The 16,272-nt window shown below is 71.0% G+C and carries 12 protein-coding genes; 5 read left to right on the top strand and 7 right to left on the bottom strand.

All coding sequences use genetic code 11. The features are described 5' to 3' along the window. Positions 1-6: 6 nt before the first annotated feature. Positions 7-1,278, bottom strand: a complete 1,272-nt coding sequence (locus tag ACIREE_RS08275; RefSeq protein WP_404148013.1) for a hypothetical protein — start codon at positions 1,276-1,278, stop codon at positions 7-9. A 203-nt stretch (positions 1,279-1,481) separates the two neighbouring features. Here ACIREE_RS08275 and ACIREE_RS08270 point away from each other — a divergent pair, with 203 nt between their 5' ends. Next, entirely contained in the window at positions 1,482-2,345 is an 864-nt protein-coding gene (locus ACIREE_RS08270) for a DUF4429 domain-containing protein (RefSeq protein WP_404148011.1), read from the top strand. Between the two features lie 43 nt (positions 2,346-2,388). On the opposite strand, the gene ACIREE_RS08265 is transcribed toward ACIREE_RS08270, so the two are convergent. Next, complete coding sequence (locus ACIREE_RS08265; protein WP_404148009.1) at positions 2,389-3,180, bottom strand: class II aldolase/adducin family protein; 792 nt, start codon at positions 3,178-3,180, stop codon at positions 2,389-2,391. A gap of 129 nt (positions 3,181-3,309) precedes the next feature. Here ACIREE_RS08265 and ACIREE_RS08260 point away from each other — a divergent pair, with 129 nt between their 5' ends. Then, on the top strand, positions 3,310-3,789 hold the full coding sequence (locus ACIREE_RS08260) for a pyridoxamine 5'-phosphate oxidase family protein (protein ID WP_404148007.1): 480 nt from the start codon (positions 3,310-3,312) through the stop codon (positions 3,787-3,789). A gap of 24 nt (positions 3,790-3,813) precedes the next feature. Here the strand turns inward: ACIREE_RS08260 and guaA are convergent, their stop codons facing one another. Further along, positions 3,814-5,394, bottom strand: a complete 1,581-nt coding sequence (gene guaA, locus ACIREE_RS08255; RefSeq protein WP_404148004.1) for a glutamine-hydrolyzing GMP synthase — start codon at positions 5,392-5,394, stop codon at positions 3,814-3,816. A 334-nt stretch (positions 5,395-5,728) separates the two neighbouring features. Between guaA and ACIREE_RS08250 the strand changes: the two genes are divergently transcribed. Further along, complete coding sequence (locus ACIREE_RS08250) at positions 5,729-6,001, top strand: chorismate mutase (RefSeq protein WP_404148002.1); 273 nt, start codon at positions 5,729-5,731, stop codon at positions 5,999-6,001. A 513-nt stretch (positions 6,002-6,514) separates the two neighbouring features. On the opposite strand, the gene ACIREE_RS08245 is transcribed toward ACIREE_RS08250, so the two are convergent. Beyond that, positions 6,515-7,222, bottom strand: coding sequence for a hypothetical protein (locus ACIREE_RS08245; RefSeq protein ID WP_404148000.1), 708 nt, complete (start codon positions 7,220-7,222; stop codon positions 6,515-6,517). Positions 7,223-7,581: 359 nt separating this feature from the next. On the opposite strand from ACIREE_RS08245, the gene ACIREE_RS08240 reads away from it, so the two are divergent. Together ACIREE_RS08240 and ACIREE_RS08235 are read left to right on the top strand one after the other, a co-directional pair. Beyond that, a complete protein-coding gene (locus tag ACIREE_RS08240) occupies positions 7,582-9,660 on the top strand; it encodes a glycosyltransferase family 4 protein (RefSeq protein WP_404147998.1) in 2,079 nt (692 codons plus the stop codon). A 138-nt stretch (positions 9,661-9,798) separates the two neighbouring features. Beyond that, a complete protein-coding gene (locus ACIREE_RS08235; RefSeq protein ID WP_404147996.1) occupies positions 9,799-10,812 on the top strand; it encodes a peptidase in 1,014 nt (337 codons plus the stop codon). A gap of 118 nt (positions 10,813-10,930) precedes the next feature. Here ACIREE_RS08235 and ACIREE_RS08230 read toward each other — a convergent pair whose 3' ends face one another. The 3 genes from ACIREE_RS08230 to ACIREE_RS08220 form a co-directional block, all read right to left on the bottom strand. After that, the gene (locus ACIREE_RS08230) at positions 10,931-12,712 is read right to left on the bottom strand and encodes a GMC oxidoreductase (protein WP_404147993.1); all 1,782 of its coding nucleotides are present in this window, start codon (positions 12,710-12,712) and stop codon (positions 10,931-10,933) included. Between the two features lie 66 nt (positions 12,713-12,778). After that, the gene (locus ACIREE_RS08225) at positions 12,779-14,422 is read right to left on the bottom strand and encodes a succinic semialdehyde dehydrogenase (RefSeq protein ID WP_404147991.1); all 1,644 of its coding nucleotides are present in this window, start codon (positions 14,420-14,422) and stop codon (positions 12,779-12,781) included. Between the two features lie 152 nt (positions 14,423-14,574). Next, on the bottom strand, positions 14,575-16,257 hold the full coding sequence (locus ACIREE_RS08220) for a serine/threonine-protein kinase (protein WP_404147988.1): 1,683 nt from the start codon (positions 16,255-16,257) through the stop codon (positions 14,575-14,577). Between the last annotated feature and the right edge of the window lie 15 nt (positions 16,258-16,272).

Below are 16,272 nucleotides of genomic sequence, written 5' to 3'. Positions count from 1 at the left end.
ATCCACTCACTCGACGACGTCGATGGCGCAGCGGTTCGTCTCGACGCCCGTCGCCGTGATCACCTGCACCTCGACCCGGCCGGGCTCGACGTCCACCGGGACCGGCACGGTCAGCAGCGCGTCCGCCGGATTGGTGAAGCCGCCGGGGACGGGGACGAGCGGCACATGGACATGCACGGTGCCGATGCGCACGGCGACCCGGGCGAGCTGGTCGGCCGGGCCCGCGCCGGGCGGCACGAACCCGGCGCCGCGGATCTCGATGTCGTCGCCGGTACGGATCGGCGCGTCCAGGTCGCCGGCCTCGCGGGCCCGCACGACGGAGAGGACGACGGGGCGGCCGCCCTCCGCGTATTTGCCGCAGATGTACGTAGCCGCCGAGACCGCCACCAGAACGGCGAGGCTCCACGGCAGGTCGGGCAGCTGGTCGGGGCGGCGGGCGAGGCGGGCCGCGGCCCACACGAGGGCGGCCGCGCACACGGCGACGTACTGCGTGTCGGTGAAGCTGCCGCGCCCGGAGTCGTCGGTGAGCAGGTCCGCGGCACGCGGCCGGGCGGCGGGCACCTTCTGCAGCCGCTGGCCGAGCACGCGCACGCCGACCACCCGGCGCACCAGCACCGCGACCGCGCACACCACGGCCAGGACGGTCAACAGGCCTGCCCCGCGCGCGAGTTCGAGGCCGTCGATCAGGTCTTCGCGGGCCGCGCGGCCGGACGCCGAGGCCAGTTCGGCGGCCAGGACGAGCACCGCGTAGACCGCGAAGAGCACCATGCCGCCCGCCACCGCGCGGGACGTCGACAGCCGGTTGTCCTCGCCGATCAGGGGCGCGAGGACACCACCACGGGTCCGGTGCACGGACGCGGCGCCGCTCAGCAGCCCGCCCACCACGACGGCGGCGACGAGGCCCGCCGTGCGCGCGGTGCTCCAGCCCGCGCCGATCGCGGTGAGCGCCTGCACGAGCAGCAGCGCGACGACGCCGCCCCACACCACGTACAGGGTGCGCGGCCGCAGGCCCGCCAGCCAGGCCGCGCCCTCCTCACGGCCGCGGTCGGCGACCGCCCGCGCGGACTGGGTGAGTTCGTCGGAGATCCACTGCCGGGAGGCCCCGGCCGAGTGCGCGACGGCGGCCGGCAGACCGCCCCCGGACGCCAGCACGTCCCGCTTCGCGAGGAACGCGGCCACCGCCCTGCGATGCCCCTCGCGCGCCCCGTGCGGACAGTCGCCGCACGTGCATCCGCCCTCGTGCGCGCCCTGCCCCTGCCGCGCTTCCTGCACCGCCACCGCGACGCCCCCGCCCTCAGCTTCTGTGTCGTCCGTCAGTTGGTTGCATGACTCGTCTAGTTGCGTAACCCGTCAACTTCTTTGTGGTGAAGAGGAATTGTGCCGTACGCGGCGCGCGCCCCGGCGCACGGGACCGCCCCCGCAGAGTGAACAGCGTCCGTCCGTATTGACCGGAGCGTTGACGGCACTGCGAGAATTTCCGTATGGCCGAGATCATCCAGCGTGACGGAACCTGGGCCTTCGACGGAACCACGGTCCGCATCACTCCGGGCCTGCACCGCAGCGTGGCCCTGCTGCGGCAGACGTACGGCGAGATCAGCGTGCCGCTCACGGCCGTGACCGGGGTCGCCTACGAACCCGAGCGCAAGCGCGGCCGGCTCCGCCTCACCCTGCGCGAGGCCGCCGACCCGCTGCTGCAGGCCACCGGCGGCCGCCTCCCGGACACCGCCGATCCCTACCGGCTCGCGGTCGACGCGGACCGCTCCGGCGTCGCGGAGTACGTCGCCGAGGAGATCCGCCAGGCACTGATCCTCGAGCAACTCCCGGACGGGCCGGCCGATTCGTACCTCGTGCCGGGGCCCGCGGTCCCGGTCTCCGTACGCTCCAGCGACGGCACGGTCTCCTTCGACGGCAGCCGCATCCGGATCGACTGGAGCGACACCTCGGACCGGGTGAAGCGGGTGACGGGCCCACGCGTCATCGCGCTCGGCGACCTCGACGGCGTCGACTGGGTGCCCAACTCCGGCTACGAGGACGGGGTACTGCGCTTCGTCCTCAAGGGCACGCCGTACGCGAAGCTGCCGCCGGAGAAGGACCCCTACGCCCTCGACCTGTGGGGCAACGCCCGCAAGGACCTGCTGACAGCCCTCGTCGCGGCCGCCGTCACGGCCCGCCTGCCGCACCCGTCCATGCCCCCCGACACTCCCGCCCTGCCGGGGCCGCTCCACACCGACCACGACATACTCCTGCGCCGATTACGGGAGTTGGGCGAGCTGCACCGGCAAGGGGTGCTCACCGAGGAGGAGTTCGCGTTGACGAAGCGGGTCGTGCTGCGCGACTTCCGCTAGCGGAGCGACCCCCAGGCTCCCAGGGGCCCCGGGGCCTCTGGGGTCACGCCAGCAGATCCGGCTCGCTGCGCGTGATGTCCTGCCACATGGACTGGTAATTGATCCACGCGACGAGGTCGCCGCCCGTCTGGTCGCGGGTCGCGGTGGCCTGCCGCCGGTCGATCAGGATCGGCCGCCCGGCCGCGCGCGCCGCGAGCTGCACCTCGCAGCACCGCTCCATCGCGATGAACCACCAGGCCGCCGCGTCCACCGAGTCGCCGACGGTCAGCACGCCGTGATTGCGCAGGACGAGCGCCTTGTAGCCGCCCAGCGCGGCGGCGATCCGCTTGCCCTCGCCCGCGTCGACGGAGACCCCCGTGTACTCGTCGAGCAGCGCCTGGTCCTCGTAGAAGGCGCAGGCCTCCTGGGTGATCGGCTCGACCAGCTCGCCGAGCGCGGCCAGCGCGCGCCCGTACGTGGAGTGGCAGTGCGCCACGGCGACGAGCTCGGGCCGGGCCCGGTGCACCTCGGCGTGCACGGTGAACGCGGCCTGGTTGACGTGCCGGCGGCCCTCGACGACCTGCCCGTCCCCGTTGGCGAGGACGAGGTCGCCGACGGTGATGTGCCGGAAGGGCATCCCGAACGGGTTCACCCAGTAACAGTCGTCGAACTCCGGGTCCCGGGCGGTGATGTGCCCCGACACCCCGTCCTCGTACCCGAGCCGCCCGAAGATCCGCAGCGCCCCCGCGAGCCGTTCCTTGCGGTACCGCCGTTCGTCGGCCGCGTTCGTGTGCACCGGCGGCATGGCGAAGTGCAGCTGGTCGGGGGGTATCGGGACGGGGTTCTGCGTAGACATGGAGCGGAAGGTACCTCTGTGACCTCCAAGGCGACAGGCCCCCGCTGTGAAGAGATCGCGGCGAATCGCCGCCGATACCGATATCGATACCGGACAGAAGGTGTCGGGTATCCGCGTCAGTCTCGACGCATGACGTCGAACTGGGCTGCCTTCGCCACCGCCGAACCGGACCTCGCCAAGACCGTCGAGGCCCGCTTCGGCCTGCATACGCACCACACCCTGGCGACCCTCCGCAAGGACGGTTCGCCCCGCACCTCGGGACTCGAAGTCCGGTTCCCGCACGGCGAGTTGTGGCTCGGCATGATGCCGGACTCGCTCAAGGCCCGCGACCTGCTGCGCGACCCGCGGTTCGCCCTCCAGGCGAACCCGGGCGAGGGCACGACCATGGGCGGCGGCGACGTGCGGATCAGCGGCCGCGCCCACCTCGTCGAGGACCCGGCCGTCATCGCCCGCTACACCGACCAGGTCGACGTCCCCGACCCGGACGACTTCCACCTGTTCCGCACGGAACTGACCGAAGTCACCCGGACGTACATCGAGGACGACAGGTACCTGGTGGCGCAGGTGTGGAAGCCGGGCGAGGCCGTACGCACGATGAAGCGGTCGTAGCAGCGGAAGCCGTGGTGGGTACGGCTACTCCCACTCGATGGTGCCCGGGGGCTTGCTCGTCACGTCGAGGACGACGCGGTTGACGTCCTTGACCTCGTTCGTGATCCGCGTCGAGATCTTCGCCAGCACCTCGTACGGCATCCGCGTCCAGTCCGCCGTCATGGCGTCCTCGGACGAGACCGGGCGCAGCACGATCGGGTGGCCGTAGGTGCGGCCGTCGCCCTGGACGCCGACCGAGCGGACGTCGGCGAGCAGCACGACCGGGCACTGCCAGATCTCGCGGTCCAGGCCGGCCGCGGTGAGCTCCTCGCGGGCGATGGCGTCGGCCTCGCGGAGCAGGTCGAGGCGCTCCTTGGTGACGTCGCCGACGATCCGGATACCGAGGCCCGGACCGGGGAACGGCTGGCGCTGGACGATCTCGTCCGGCAGGCCCAGCTCGGCGCCGACCGAGCGGACCTCGTCCTTGAACAGCTGGCGGAGCGGCTCGACGAGCTCGAACTCGATGTCGTCGGGGAGCCCGCCCACGTTGTGGTGCGACTTGATGTTCGCGGTGCCGGTGCCGCCGCCGGACTCGACGACGTCCGGGTAGAGGGTGCCCTGCACGAGGAAGGCGACCTCAGGGCCGTCCTCCTGGAGGATCTCCAGCTGCGCCTGCTCGAAGACCCGGATGAACTCGCGGCCGATGATCTTCCGCTTCTCCTCGGGGTCGGAGACCCCGGCGAGCGCCTTGAGGAATCGGTCGCTCGCGTCGACGACCTTCAGGTTCGCGCCGGTCGCGGCCACGAAGTCCTTCTCGACCTGCTCGGTCTCGCCCTTGCGCATCAGACCGTGGTCGACGTACACGCAGGTCAGCTGCGAGCCGATGGCCTTCTGGACGAGCGCCGCGGCGACCGCCGAGTCGACGCCGCCGGACAGGCCGCAGATGGCGCGCTTGTCGCCGACCTGCTCGCGGATCGCGGCGACCTGCTCCTCGATCACGTTCCCCGTCGTCCAGGTGGGCTTGATGCCCGCGCCCCGGTACAGGAAGTGCTCCAGGACCTGCTGGCCGTGCGTGGAGTGCATGACCTCGGGGTGGTACTGGACCCCGTACAGCTTCTTCTCGTCGTTCTCGAAGGCGGCGACCGGGACGACCTCGGTGGAGGCGGTCACGGTGAAGCCCTCGGGGGCGGCGGAGCAGGCGTCGCCGTGCGACATCCACACCGGCTGCTCGGCCGGGGTGCCCTCGAAGAGCGTCGAGTCGGCCTTGGAGACGGCGAGCGGGGTGCGGCCGTACTCGCGGGCGCCGTTGTCGTCCACGGTGCCGCCGAGGGTCGTCGCCATCAGCTGGAAGCCGTAGCACATGCCGAAGACGGGGACACCGGCCTCGAAGAGCGCGCGGTCCAGGCTCGGGGCGCCCTCCGCGTAGACCGACGAGGGGCCGCCGGAGAGGATGATCGCCGCCGGGTTCTTGGCGAGCATCTCCGTGACCGGCATGGTGCTCGGCACGATCTCGCTGTAGACCCGGGCCTCACGGACGCGGCGGGCGATGAGCTGGGCGTACTGCGCACCGAAGTCGACGACCAGGACGGTGTCGGGGGCGGCGGCAGCGGAAGTCGCTGATGACACGGGTTGCCTTCCGGCGGCTTTAGCAGGGGGTCGTACCGTTGATTCTAACGGCTCGGCTCGGCTGTCCCTCAGGTCACGGGGCTCCGCCCCGGACCCCGCTCCTCAATCGCCGGAGGGGCTTGAGTTGAGCGCGCTATAGTGGCGCCCATGTTCTCGCAGACGACCTTCGTCTTTACCTATGGCAGCCGGCCCGCCGGATGCCATGGTCGTGCTGCTTGAGTTACTGACAAGCGACTTCCCAGGCGCCCCGGGCCGACAAGGCCCGGGGCGTCTGTCGTTTCCGGGTCGTGCCGGTCCCGGGCTCCGCCCGCCACTGAGACTGGAGCCCGATCCCATGACCACCACCGAAACCACCACCGAAACCCCCGCCGACGTCATCGCCGGTGCCCGCGAGCGCATCGACTCCCTCGACGACCGGATCATCGGTCTCGTCCAGGAACGCATGGCCGTCTCCGCCGTCGTCCAGGAGGCGCGGATCTCCTCCGGCGGGCGGCGCGTGCACCTCTCCCGCGAGATGGAGGTGCTCGGCCATTACAGGGACGCGCTCGGCAAGCCCGGTACCTCGCTCGCGATGACTCTTCTCGAGCTCTCGCGGGGCCGGATCTGAGTGCGCATCCCAGTTCTAATCCGCCCTCACCCGTACGGCGCGTGACCCGGACGCGGCGGGCTTCGTTGGTCCCGGTGTCCGTGCCAGCCAGGGGCGGTCCGATCGAACCACGCGTGGCTCTGCTGGAGCGATGAGACGTCACGGTCATGCCGTACGTCGTGGGACCTCGCTTCAGTGCAGTGACCGGACGGCAGGGGACAGCAGCCCGGTCACATAAGAGAACGGCCGGCCCTGGGGACGCCCGGGACCGGCCCGCCTCCCTTCCCATGAAAACAGCCCCATCGAACGTCACCGAGCACTACCGATCACCACCGAGCACGATGCGCGGGTATCCCCGAGCCTGTGCGTCAAGTCCCCTGCTCCCCAGGTGAGTCGACCCACCCATACTTGCGGCGCGACCCCCCGGCGCCGCTGCGCGGCACCGACGACGCTGCCCTGACGTCGGAGCCGATGCCGAAGGGCCCCGCAGATCCGTCCTGCGGGGCCCTTCGCCCGTCTCGGCCGCGCCGGCCGTCAGGAAGCCTTCGCCCGGGCCACCTTCTTCACCTTGGCGAGCTGCGCATCGACGATCTCCGCAGGCACCTCGGCCTGCTTCGCGTCCGCCATGTTCATGGCGTAGAAGGCGGCCAGGGTGGAGCCACTGCGCACGACGACGTACGTCATCGGGATCGTCTCGCCGTCGACCTTGCCGGTCATCCCGTACGAGACGGCCTCGTCGCCCAGGTCGGGGGCCTCGCGGGGCTTGATGCCGCTGTACTTGTAACCCGTGTGCTCGTAACCGTCACAGTTCTCGCTCGCCGTGCGCAGATCCGCGATCACCTTCTTGGCGTCCGCCTCCTCGTGCGCGAGGAGGCCCATCTGGACCACGGTGGCGTCCGTCTCGGTGAGGCTGGTCAGTGACCGCGCCACGCGTGCGGCGGCGTCGGGTTCGGAGCCGAGCAGGAACATGTCGGCGATCGCCTGGCAGGCGGCCGGTTTCGCGGGCACGCTCACGTCCGGGATCTCGCTGTCGGGCACTTTGCCGACGCGGTACCCCCGCACGTCCGCCCCGGTGATCACCGCTTGCGTCAACTGCGCCTCGCTGAGCGGCTTCAGGGCCGGCTGCGCCGCGGACGCGTCCCCGTTCTTGCCGCCGCCCTTGCCGTCTTCCTTGCCGCCTTGTGCCCCCGAACCGCACGCCGCCGTGGCGGCGAGCGCCGCCGCCACACAGACGCCGGACATCACACGCCCCAGACCTGATCTCACGTCGTTCCCCACCCCACACGCACCCGGGCACGTCCGCCGATCCGGCCGCACCGAGCCGCCATCAAAGCCCGGACCTGCGACGTTTACCAGTCCTTTAGGGTCACTTTGCGTAACGATCGGGGATCGGCGAAATGGTTGTACGGCAGAGGCATGGAAATTGGCGCATTCCCCACGCGATGCTCAACGGGGCGCCCACTGGGAGAGTTCACGCACAGTGCACAACCGCAACATAGACCTCATTCTGTGACTCCTGCCACATTAGGCAACGTTTCACCTCCCCAGTGGTCTCAACCAGTTCACGAGCCGACGTGGCTCGTCTCCTGGGGGGGGAACACATGAAGATCGTCTTCTTGATCAACAACGCATACGGCATCGGCGGCACCATCCGCGCCACTGCCAACATGTCGGGTGCCCTGGCCACCCGGCACGAGGTCCACGTGGTCAGCGTGAACCGGACCGCCGACCGGACGGGGCTGCCCTTCGACCCGCGCGTCCGGACGGCCACCCTGGTCGACCTGCGTGAGGACAGCCCGGAGTACGCGGGCGACGACCCGCTGACCGGGCAGCCCTGCGCGATGTACCACGAGAAGGGCACGCTGGAGGGGCGGCAGCGCTACACCGCGCTGCACGACCGGCGCATCTCCGAATTCCTCACGGAGACGGACGCCGACGTCGTCATCGCCACCCGCCCGATCCTCAACGGCTACCTGGCCCGCTACGGCACCGACCGCTATCTGCGCATCGGCCAGGAGCACCTCTCGCTGGCGGGCCACGCCGACGACGTACGCCGCGCCCAGAACGTGGCGATCGGACAGCTGGACGCGTTCGTCACCGTCTCGGAGGCCGACGCCGCGCAGTACCGCGCCGCGCTGCCCCAGGTGCGTACGACGATCACCTGCGTGCCCAACTCGGTGCCCGCCAGTGACGTCCAGCCCTCGCCGCGCGACTCCAAGGTGATCGTGGCGGCCGGGCGGCTCATCCCCGTCAAGCGCTACGACCGGCTCGTCGACGCCTTCGCGAGGGTCGCGGGTGACCACCCCGACTGGACGCTGCGGCTGTACGGGCGCGGCCCCCAGCGAGACGCCCTGCGCGCCCGCATCGACGAACTGGGGCTCTACGAGCGGGTGTTGCTGATGGGCCCGGTCTCCCCCATCGAGACCGAGTGGGCCAAGGGCGCGATCGCGGCGGTCTCCTCCGACATGGAGTCCTTCGGCATGACCATCGTCGAGGCCATGCACTGCGGGGTGCCGGTGATCGCCACGGACTGCCCGCACGGCCCCGCCGAGATCATCACCCACGAGGAGAACGGGGTGCTCGTGCCGCTGAAGGAGGGCGACAGCGGCATCCAGTCGTACGCCGACGCGCTCGGGCTGCTCATGTCCGACACCGAACTGCGCGACAGACTCGGCGAATCGGCGCGCACCCGCGCCGCGGACTTCGAACCCGCCGCCGTCGCCCGGCGTTACGAGGAACTGTTCCGGACGCTGTCGGCCCGCCGCCACCAGGAACGGGAGCGGGAACCCCAGCGGCGCCGCCCCCTCCTCTGGCGCAGGAACAGAACCACCGCGCCCGCCCAGCCCGAGCCGGCCGAGGTGCCGAAGGCGCCGGTCAGCCCGGTCGCGTTCGTCCGCTCCACCGCCGACGGCGGGTTCACCGTGCGGTTCGACGCGGCGTCCCTGCCGCCCGGCTCGCTCGACTTCGTGGCCCGGCTGCGCAAGGACCCCAAGGGACGGGAGATCCGGGTGCCGTTGCCCGAGGTCGCCACCGCGCCCGACCTGGGCGCGATCTCCGCCACCGTCGCACCCGGCGAACACTCCCTCGCCGAGGGCCGCTGGGACTGCTACATCGCCCGCCGCGGCACGAACCGGCGCACCCGCCTGATCTGCGGCCTCGCCGAGCGGGCCCGGCGCGTGGGCGCGGCCCCGCTCACCGGCCCCGACGGGGTCACGGCCTGGCTGCCGTACCCCACCGTCGACGGCTTCCTCGCCGTGCGCGCCTGGCAGCGGCCCGTGCACGCGGAGGTGCTCCGTGTCGAGATCGGCGAGGAGGAGGCCACGTTCGGCGCCGTGCTGCTCGGATCCCGCGACACCCTCGCCGGGGCCCGCGTCGTGGCCGTCTCGCGCACCGACACGAGCCAGGACTTCTCCGTGCCGGTGACCCAACTCGCGGACGGCGCCTTCGAGTTCACCCTCCCCTACACGGAGGCCGCCGCGCGGCGCGAGGCCACGCGCGACCACTGGGACCTGCGACTGCACTGCGCCACACCCGAACCGGCCGCGGTGCCGCTCGGCCGGTTCGGCGGCGACATAGTCGACCGCAACAAGACCGACCTGTTCCCCGAACTCGGCGCCCACGGCGTGCGCGTGTACGTCACCGCGGCGAACGACCTGGCACTGAGCGCAAGCGAGCGGTGAGTGATCCAGTTCACATAAAGATCTCGTGAGTGAAGGGACAACCATTCCCTCCCATCACAGGTCACATGTGCTGAACCAACGGCCACATCCGCGACCGCCACCGCGGCGGCCTCCGCCTTCGTACCGATCGAGGTCTTGATGAAGCTTCGCCGCGCACTGGTGACGGCGGCCGCGACGGCCGCCATAGCCCCGATCGCGCTCCTGTCCGCCCCGGCCGCGTTCGCCGACCCGGTGCCGAGCGCGTCCGAGACCACCGCGACCACGGAGCCGTCCTCGTCGACGTCGGAGTCCGCGACCGAGACGCCCGCGACGAACACGCCGGACCCGACCGACACCGAGTCGACGGGGCAAACGCCCCCGGCGCCCACCGACGAGACGACCTCGCCGGCCCCGTCCGACACCACGACGGCGCCGACCGACTCCGCGTCCCCCGACCCGTCCGAGTCCGAAGACGAGGACGAGTCCGACGACGAGTGCACCGCCTACGAGGACAGCCCCGGAACCCTCGCCGAGCTGCGCGATCTGCCCTCCGAGATCGTCGCGGGCTCCGGCTGGCACGGCTTCACGTTCCGCGTCTCGAACAAGACGGACGCTGACTTCGAGTCGGTCTCCGCCCAGCTGTACGCCTTCTCCTACGCGTACGACGAGGACACCACGGAGACGAGCAAGTACCTGCACGTCCAGTTCTCCGACAAGTCCGGCTGGCACGACATCGACACCGCCATCGACGTCGAGAACGACGAGCCGTTCACCGAGCTCGGTCCGCTCGCCCGGGGCAAGCACACCGACGTCAAGCTCCGCATCAAGGTCGACGCCAAGGCTCCGGCCGGGCTCGGCGGCGGAGTGGCCTTCGCCACCAGCGTGGACGGCGAGGGCGTCTGCGGCTACAGCGTTCCCGAGGACCAGGAGTACCGCTTCGAGGTGCTGCCCGCGGGGACCAAGCCCGGCACGGTCCCGCCGGCCACGAGCGCGCCGAAGCCGAGCAACACCCCGGCCCCGCAGAGCAGCAGCACCCCGCTCGCCGGCTCGCTCGCCGAGACCGGCTCCAGCTCGATGCTGCCGACCCTCGGGACCATCGGCGGTGTCGCCGTCGTCGCCGGTGCCGGTGTCGTCTACTCCGTGCGTCGCCGCAAGGTGGGCAGCGAGGCGTAAGCGCCCGTCGCCAGAACCCCGCACGTAACGCGAAGGACCCGCACTCGGAGGGGGGTGCGGGTCCTTCGCGTTCAACTGCCGCGCTGTTACTGCTTCTTACTGTTACTGCTTCTTACTGCTACTGCTTCTTGGGCGGCACCGCCGGTATTCCCAGGAGCGGCAGCTTCAGTGCGCCGAACGCCTCCGCCGGGACCGCCGGGCTCTTCGGCTCGACGGGCGCGAGCCGCACGTAGGCCGCGCCGACCGCCGGACGGGGATCGTCCTCGCCGTGGTTCGGCCAGTACGACATCGCGCGCTCGGCCTGCGCCGTGATCGTCAGCGACGGATTGACGCCGAGGTTCGCGGAGACCGCGGAGCCGTCGACCACCGTGATGCCCGGGTGACCGTAGACCCGGTGGTACGGGTCGATCACGCCGGTGTCGGCGCTGTCGCCGATGGGGCAGCCGCCGAGGAAGTGGGCGGTCAGCGGGGTGCCCATCAGCTCGCCGACGTTCGACCCGGCGAAGCCGTTGATCTCGGCGGCGATGGCGGACGCGCCCTGCGAAGCCGCCTTGATCTGCTTGGGGTTGGGGGCGCCGTGGCCCTGCCCGGCGGTGAGCAGGCCCTTGCCGACGCCGTCCGGCTTCAGGTAGGTGGTCAGCGAGTTGTCCAGGGACTGCATGACCAGGCCGATGATGGTCCGCTCCGACCAGCGCCGGTTGGAGAGGGAACGCACCAGCAGGCTCGGGTGCTTCGCCACGTTCGCCAGCCAGCCCGCGACCCTCGACGACCCTTCTGCGTAAGGGACTTGGAGGATGGACATGCCGCCCATCGCGTTCGATCCCTTGCCGTAGCGGACGGGCTCGATGTGCGTGTTCGCGTCCGGGTGGACGGACGAGGTGATCGCGACGCCCTTGGTGAAGTCGACCTTCGCGGCGCCGTGCCGCTTGCGGTAGCGCCGGTCGGTGGTCTGCGCGCCCACCAGGGCCTCGGAGTTGGTACGGGTCAGCTCACCCAACTTCGCGGAGAGGTGCGGGAGTTGCCCGCTCGCCTTCATGCGGTGCAGCAGCGTCTGCGTACCGTACGTGCCCGCCGCGACGACGACCTTGCGGGCCGTGAAGACGCGCCCGGCCGACTTCTTCTTGTCGTCGGTCGGCAGCGTCGCGACCGCGTACCCGCCCTGCGAGTCGTCGGTCACGGACACGACGGACGTCATGGGGTGGACGACCGCGCCCGCCTTCTCGGCGAGGTACAGGTAGTTCTCGTTGAGGGTGTTCTTCGCGCCGTGCCGGCAGCCCGTCATGCACTCGCCGCACTCGGTGCACGCCTTGCGGGCCGGTCCCGCGCCGCCGAAGTAGGGGTCGGGGACCTGCTGCCCCGGCTTCGCCCTGGCGCTCCCGTCGGCGTCGTCACCGTCGCCGAAGAAGACGCCGACCGGTGCCATGTGGAAGGTGTCGCCGATGCCCATGGACTGGGCGGCCGCCTTCAGATGCACATCGGCCGGGGTCATCGTCGGGTTGAGCCGCACGCCCAGCATCCGCCGCGCCTGGTCGTAGTACGGCTTCAGCTCCTCCTCCCAGTCCGTGATGTCCTTCCACTGGGGGTCCTCGAAGAACGGCTTCGGCGGTACGTAGAGGGTGTTGGCGTAGTTGAGCGAGCCGCCGCCGACGCCCGCGCCGGCCAGCACCATCACGTTGCCGAGCAGGTGGATGCGCTGGATCCCGTACATGCCCAGCTTGGGCGCCCAGAGGTAGTTCTTCACGTCCCAGGAGTTCTTCGGGAGCGTGCCGGGGGCGAACCGGCGGCCCGCCTCCAGGACGCCGACCCGGTACCCCTTCTCGGTCAGCCGCAGGGCGGACACGGATCCGCCGAACCCCGAGCCGATCACCACCACGTCGTAGTCATAGCCGTCCTGCGTCACGTGTGCGTTCTCCTTTGAACAGCCCTACGACAACCAGCCCTAAGACACCCGGCCCTACGACAACCGCTACTTCAGCCGGAGCTTCTTCATCACGCTCAGGCTGCGGCTCATGAACGCCGCGTACTTCTCGTCGTCCATCCCGAACGACGGCGCCATCGGCATCACGCGCTGGTGCGCGACGGTCTGCGCCTCGGTGTACTTCAGGAGGCCCTCGGAGCCGTGCCGGCGACCGAGCCCGGAGTCCTTCATGCCACCCATGGGCGACTGGACGCTGCCGTACGCGGGCGCGTACCCCTCGTTGATGTTCACGGTGCCGGTGCGCAGCCGGGCCGCGACCGCGTGGCCGCGCTTGGCGTCCTTCGTCCACACCGACGAATTCAGCCCGTACGGCGTCGCGTTGGCGAGGGAGACGACCTCGTCCTCGTCGGTGAAGCGGTAGATCGAGACGACCGGGCCGAAGGTCTCCTCGGTGCAGACCGCCATCGGCGCCTCCACCCCGTCCAGGATGGTCGGCTCGAAGAAGTACGGGCCGATGTCGGGGCGCGCGACACCGCCGGCGACGAGCTTGGCGCCCTTGGCGACGGCCTCCTCGACGTGAGCCTTCACGGTGGTCAACTGCCGCTCGCCCACGAGCGATCCCATGTCGGCGCCGTACGCGAGCGACTTGCCGAGCCGCATCGCCTTGGTGCGCGCGGCGAACCGCTCGACGAAGGCGTCGGCGACCGACTCATGGACGTACAACCGCTCGATGGAGATGCAGAGTTGGCCCGCGGAGGAGAAGCAGGCCCGCACGGCGCCGGCCGCGGCCTTCTCCACGTCGGCGTCCTTGAGCACCAGCATGGCGTTCTTGCCGCCGAGTTCGAGCGAGACGCCGACCAGCCGGGCGGCGGCCCCCTGCGCGACCTCGCGGCCGGTGCGGGTGGACCCGGTGAAGGAGACGTAGTCGGCGTGCTTGACCAACTCGGGCCCCACGACCGGGCCTTCACCGAGCACGACCTGGAAGACCTCGGCGGGCAGGCCCGCCTCTATCAGGAGGTCGCGGGCCCACAGGGCGGTCAGGCAGGTCTCCGTGTCGGGCTTCATCACGACGGCGTTGCCCGCGACGAAGGCCGGCAGGGCGTCGCCGACGGACAGCTCGAGCGGGTAGTTCCAGGGCGCGATCTGGCCCACGACGCCGCGCGGCTGACGCAGCTCGGTCACCTTGGTGAGCATCGGGACGGCGCCGGTGTGCCGCTTGGGCTTCAGGTACGAGGGGGCCGAGCGGCCGTAGTGCCGGGCCGCGACGACCACGGCCTGCACCTCCTCGTGGGCGTGCAGCCGGGCCTTGCCCGTCTCCAGCTGGATCAGGTCGAGGACCTCGGCCTGACGGGCCAGGACCAGATCGTGGAAGCGGAGCAGCACGGCGGCGCGCTGCCGCACCGGCGTCTTCGCCCACACGTCCTGGGCGGCGCGGGCGCGCTCGAAGGCCGTCGCCACGTCCTCGGGCGTCGACTCCGGAAGATCGGCCAGCTTCTCACCGGTGAACGGCGTGTGGTTCGCCGTCCGCCCCGAGCCGACCACGCCCCGGGTGAGCTGGGCGACCAGCTCGGGCGTGACCACGTCCGCGGCCGTGCGCGCGCCTTCGGGGGCGGCGGCCGGCGGATTGGTGCCGGTCCGCGCCGCGGTCTCTGCGTTCTCGGGGCTCTCGGTGGTGGCCTGCGACTCCGTCATGTGGGGGAGCGTATGCCGTGGCGGACGCTTTCGGTACCCATCGGTAATGGGCTTTCACCGAGTACACACACCGCGCCAGTGATCGCTGGCAGCAAAGCCGCTGATCAGGAGCTTTACGGCGCTGCTGAGTCGACGATCAATTCTTTCCCGGCTCAGGACCCCTCGGTGATGTCCAGGTTGGCCAGAACGTCCTCGGCCACCTCGCGGCCCCGGTCGGTGAAGTCGCCCTTGCCCGGATAGCTGATCGACACCCGGTACATGTCGCCGGCCTTGTTCTTGAAGTAGAAGAAGCGGATCTCGCGCGGCAGGGGGTTCTCGGTGTCGTCCGTCTTGTAGACGACGGTGTTCTGCGCGGCGTCCTGCTCCTTGTACTTGGCGTTCGCGTCCGGGGTGGTCGCGGCGCCCTTCGGCATGTCCAGGACCGAGTCGCCGGAGTCCTTGAACCCGGTGTCGTCGTCGTACATCTGCGCCCTGGCAGAGCCCTTGATCTGGTTGAGGGTGTCGTCCTTCTTGCGGGCCACGTTCACGCCCACCCGGATGCTGCCGCTCCAGTCGGTGTACGTCACCCAGTTCTTGTCGGTGTCCGTATCCGTGGGCCTGCCGGTCCGGTACTCCTCCGGCACCGCGACCGTCACCCCGAGCGCCTTCGTCTCGCGCCCCTTCCAGCCGTCCGGCAACGGCCCCGCGAACGGGTCCGCGACCACCAGGTACGCGGCCACGGCCAGGACCACGACGCCCGCCCCGATCCCGATCAGCGTCCTGCGGCCGAGCCGGAGCCCGCCCCGGGCGGACCCGATCCGTACGACCTGGGTGGGCGCGGGGGCCGGCGGCTCCGCGGCGCGCTCCAGGAGGGCGCGGACCTGCGCCGCGTTCGGACGTCTCGCCGGGTCCTTCTGCAGCAGCCCGTTGATGGCGTCGGCCAGCGGCCCCTGCGCCGAGGCGGGCGCCGCCGGGGTCGCGTTCAGCACGGACTGCAGCGTGGCCGGGGTGTTGCTGCGGCGGAACGGGGAGACGCCCTCCGTCGCCGCGTAGAGGACGACGCCCAGCGACCACAGGTCGGACGCGGGGCCCGGCCGCTGCCCCAACACCCGCTCCGGGGCGATGAATTCGGGCGAGCCGACGAAGCCCCCGGTGTCGGTCAGGTTGGTCTCGCCCTCGATCTGGGCGATACCGAAGTCGGTGAGGATCACCCGGTCGTGCCGGCCGAGCATGACATTGTCCGGCTTCACGTCCCGGTGCAGGATCCCGGCGGCGTGCGCGGCCTCCAGGGCGCCGAGCACTTCGAGACCGACGCGGGCGGCTTCCCGCGCGCCGAGCGTGCCCTCCTGGAGTGCGGCGCCGAGCGAGCGCCCCTGGACGAACTCCATGACGATCCACGGGCGGCCGTCCTCGACGGCGACGTCATGGACGTTCACCACCGCCGGGTGGTCGAGGCGGGCCGCGGCCCGCGCCTCGCGCCGCATCCGCTCGAAGACGTTGGCCCGCTCCCGGTCCGGCAGATGGTCGGGCACCCGGGGCTCCTTGACGGCGACCTCGCGGTCCACCGTCTCGTCCTTGGCCCGCCACACGGTGCCCATGCCGCCGTGCCCGAGCTTGCTCAGCAGCCGGTAGCGGCCGGCCACGAGACGGCCCGCGCCCGGGTCCGACTGGGGCGGCACGGCCTGCGTGGGCGCCGGTTGGTGCGTCTGGCGCGGCTCATGCGACTGGTACGGCTGGTGCGACTGGTGCGGCGCTGCCCCGGCGTACGGGTTTCCCTGCTGCGGAGGCCGCGGCGGCTGCAGATCAAAGCTGGTGGGCTCGTTCGGGCCGTAAGAGGCTCCCCCGTTGTCACTCATGGCACCATCCCTACC

Origin of the sequence: Streptomyces sp. NPDC102467, from assembly GCF_044765445.1 — a bacterium.
In the GTDB taxonomy this organism is placed as follows: domain Bacteria; phylum Actinomycetota; class Actinomycetes; order Streptomycetales; family Streptomycetaceae; genus Streptomyces.
Note: the sequence above shows the minus strand (reverse complement) of the source record. Positions and strands in the feature narration are given on the sequence as shown.

Coding starts and splice junctions, on each gene's coding strand:
- ACIREE_RS08270 (WP_404148011.1), top strand. CDS start 1,482: ATGGCCGAGATCATCCAGCGTGACGGAACCTGGGCCTTCGACGGAACC.
- ACIREE_RS08265 (WP_404148009.1), bottom strand. CDS start 3,180: ATGTCTACGCAGAACCCCGTCCCGATACCCCCCGACCAGCTGCACTTC.
- ACIREE_RS08260 (WP_404148007.1), top strand. CDS start 3,310: ATGACGTCGAACTGGGCTGCCTTCGCCACCGCCGAACCGGACCTCGCC.
- ACIREE_RS08250 (WP_404148002.1), top strand. CDS start 5,729: ATGACCACCACCGAAACCACCACCGAAACCCCCGCCGACGTCATCGCC.
- ACIREE_RS08245 (WP_404148000.1), bottom strand. CDS start 7,222: ATGTCCGGCGTCTGTGTGGCGGCGGCGCTCGCCGCCACGGCGGCGTGC.
- ACIREE_RS08240 (WP_404147998.1), top strand. CDS start 7,582: ATGAAGATCGTCTTCTTGATCAACAACGCATACGGCATCGGCGGCACC.
- ACIREE_RS08235 (WP_404147996.1), top strand. CDS start 9,799: ATGAAGCTTCGCCGCGCACTGGTGACGGCGGCCGCGACGGCCGCCATA.
- ACIREE_RS08225 (WP_404147991.1), bottom strand. CDS start 14,422: ATGACGGAGTCGCAGGCCACCACCGAGAGCCCCGAGAACGCAGAGACC.
- ACIREE_RS08220 (WP_404147988.1), bottom strand. CDS start 16,257: ATGAGTGACAACGGGGGAGCCTCTTACGGCCCGAACGAGCCCACCAGC.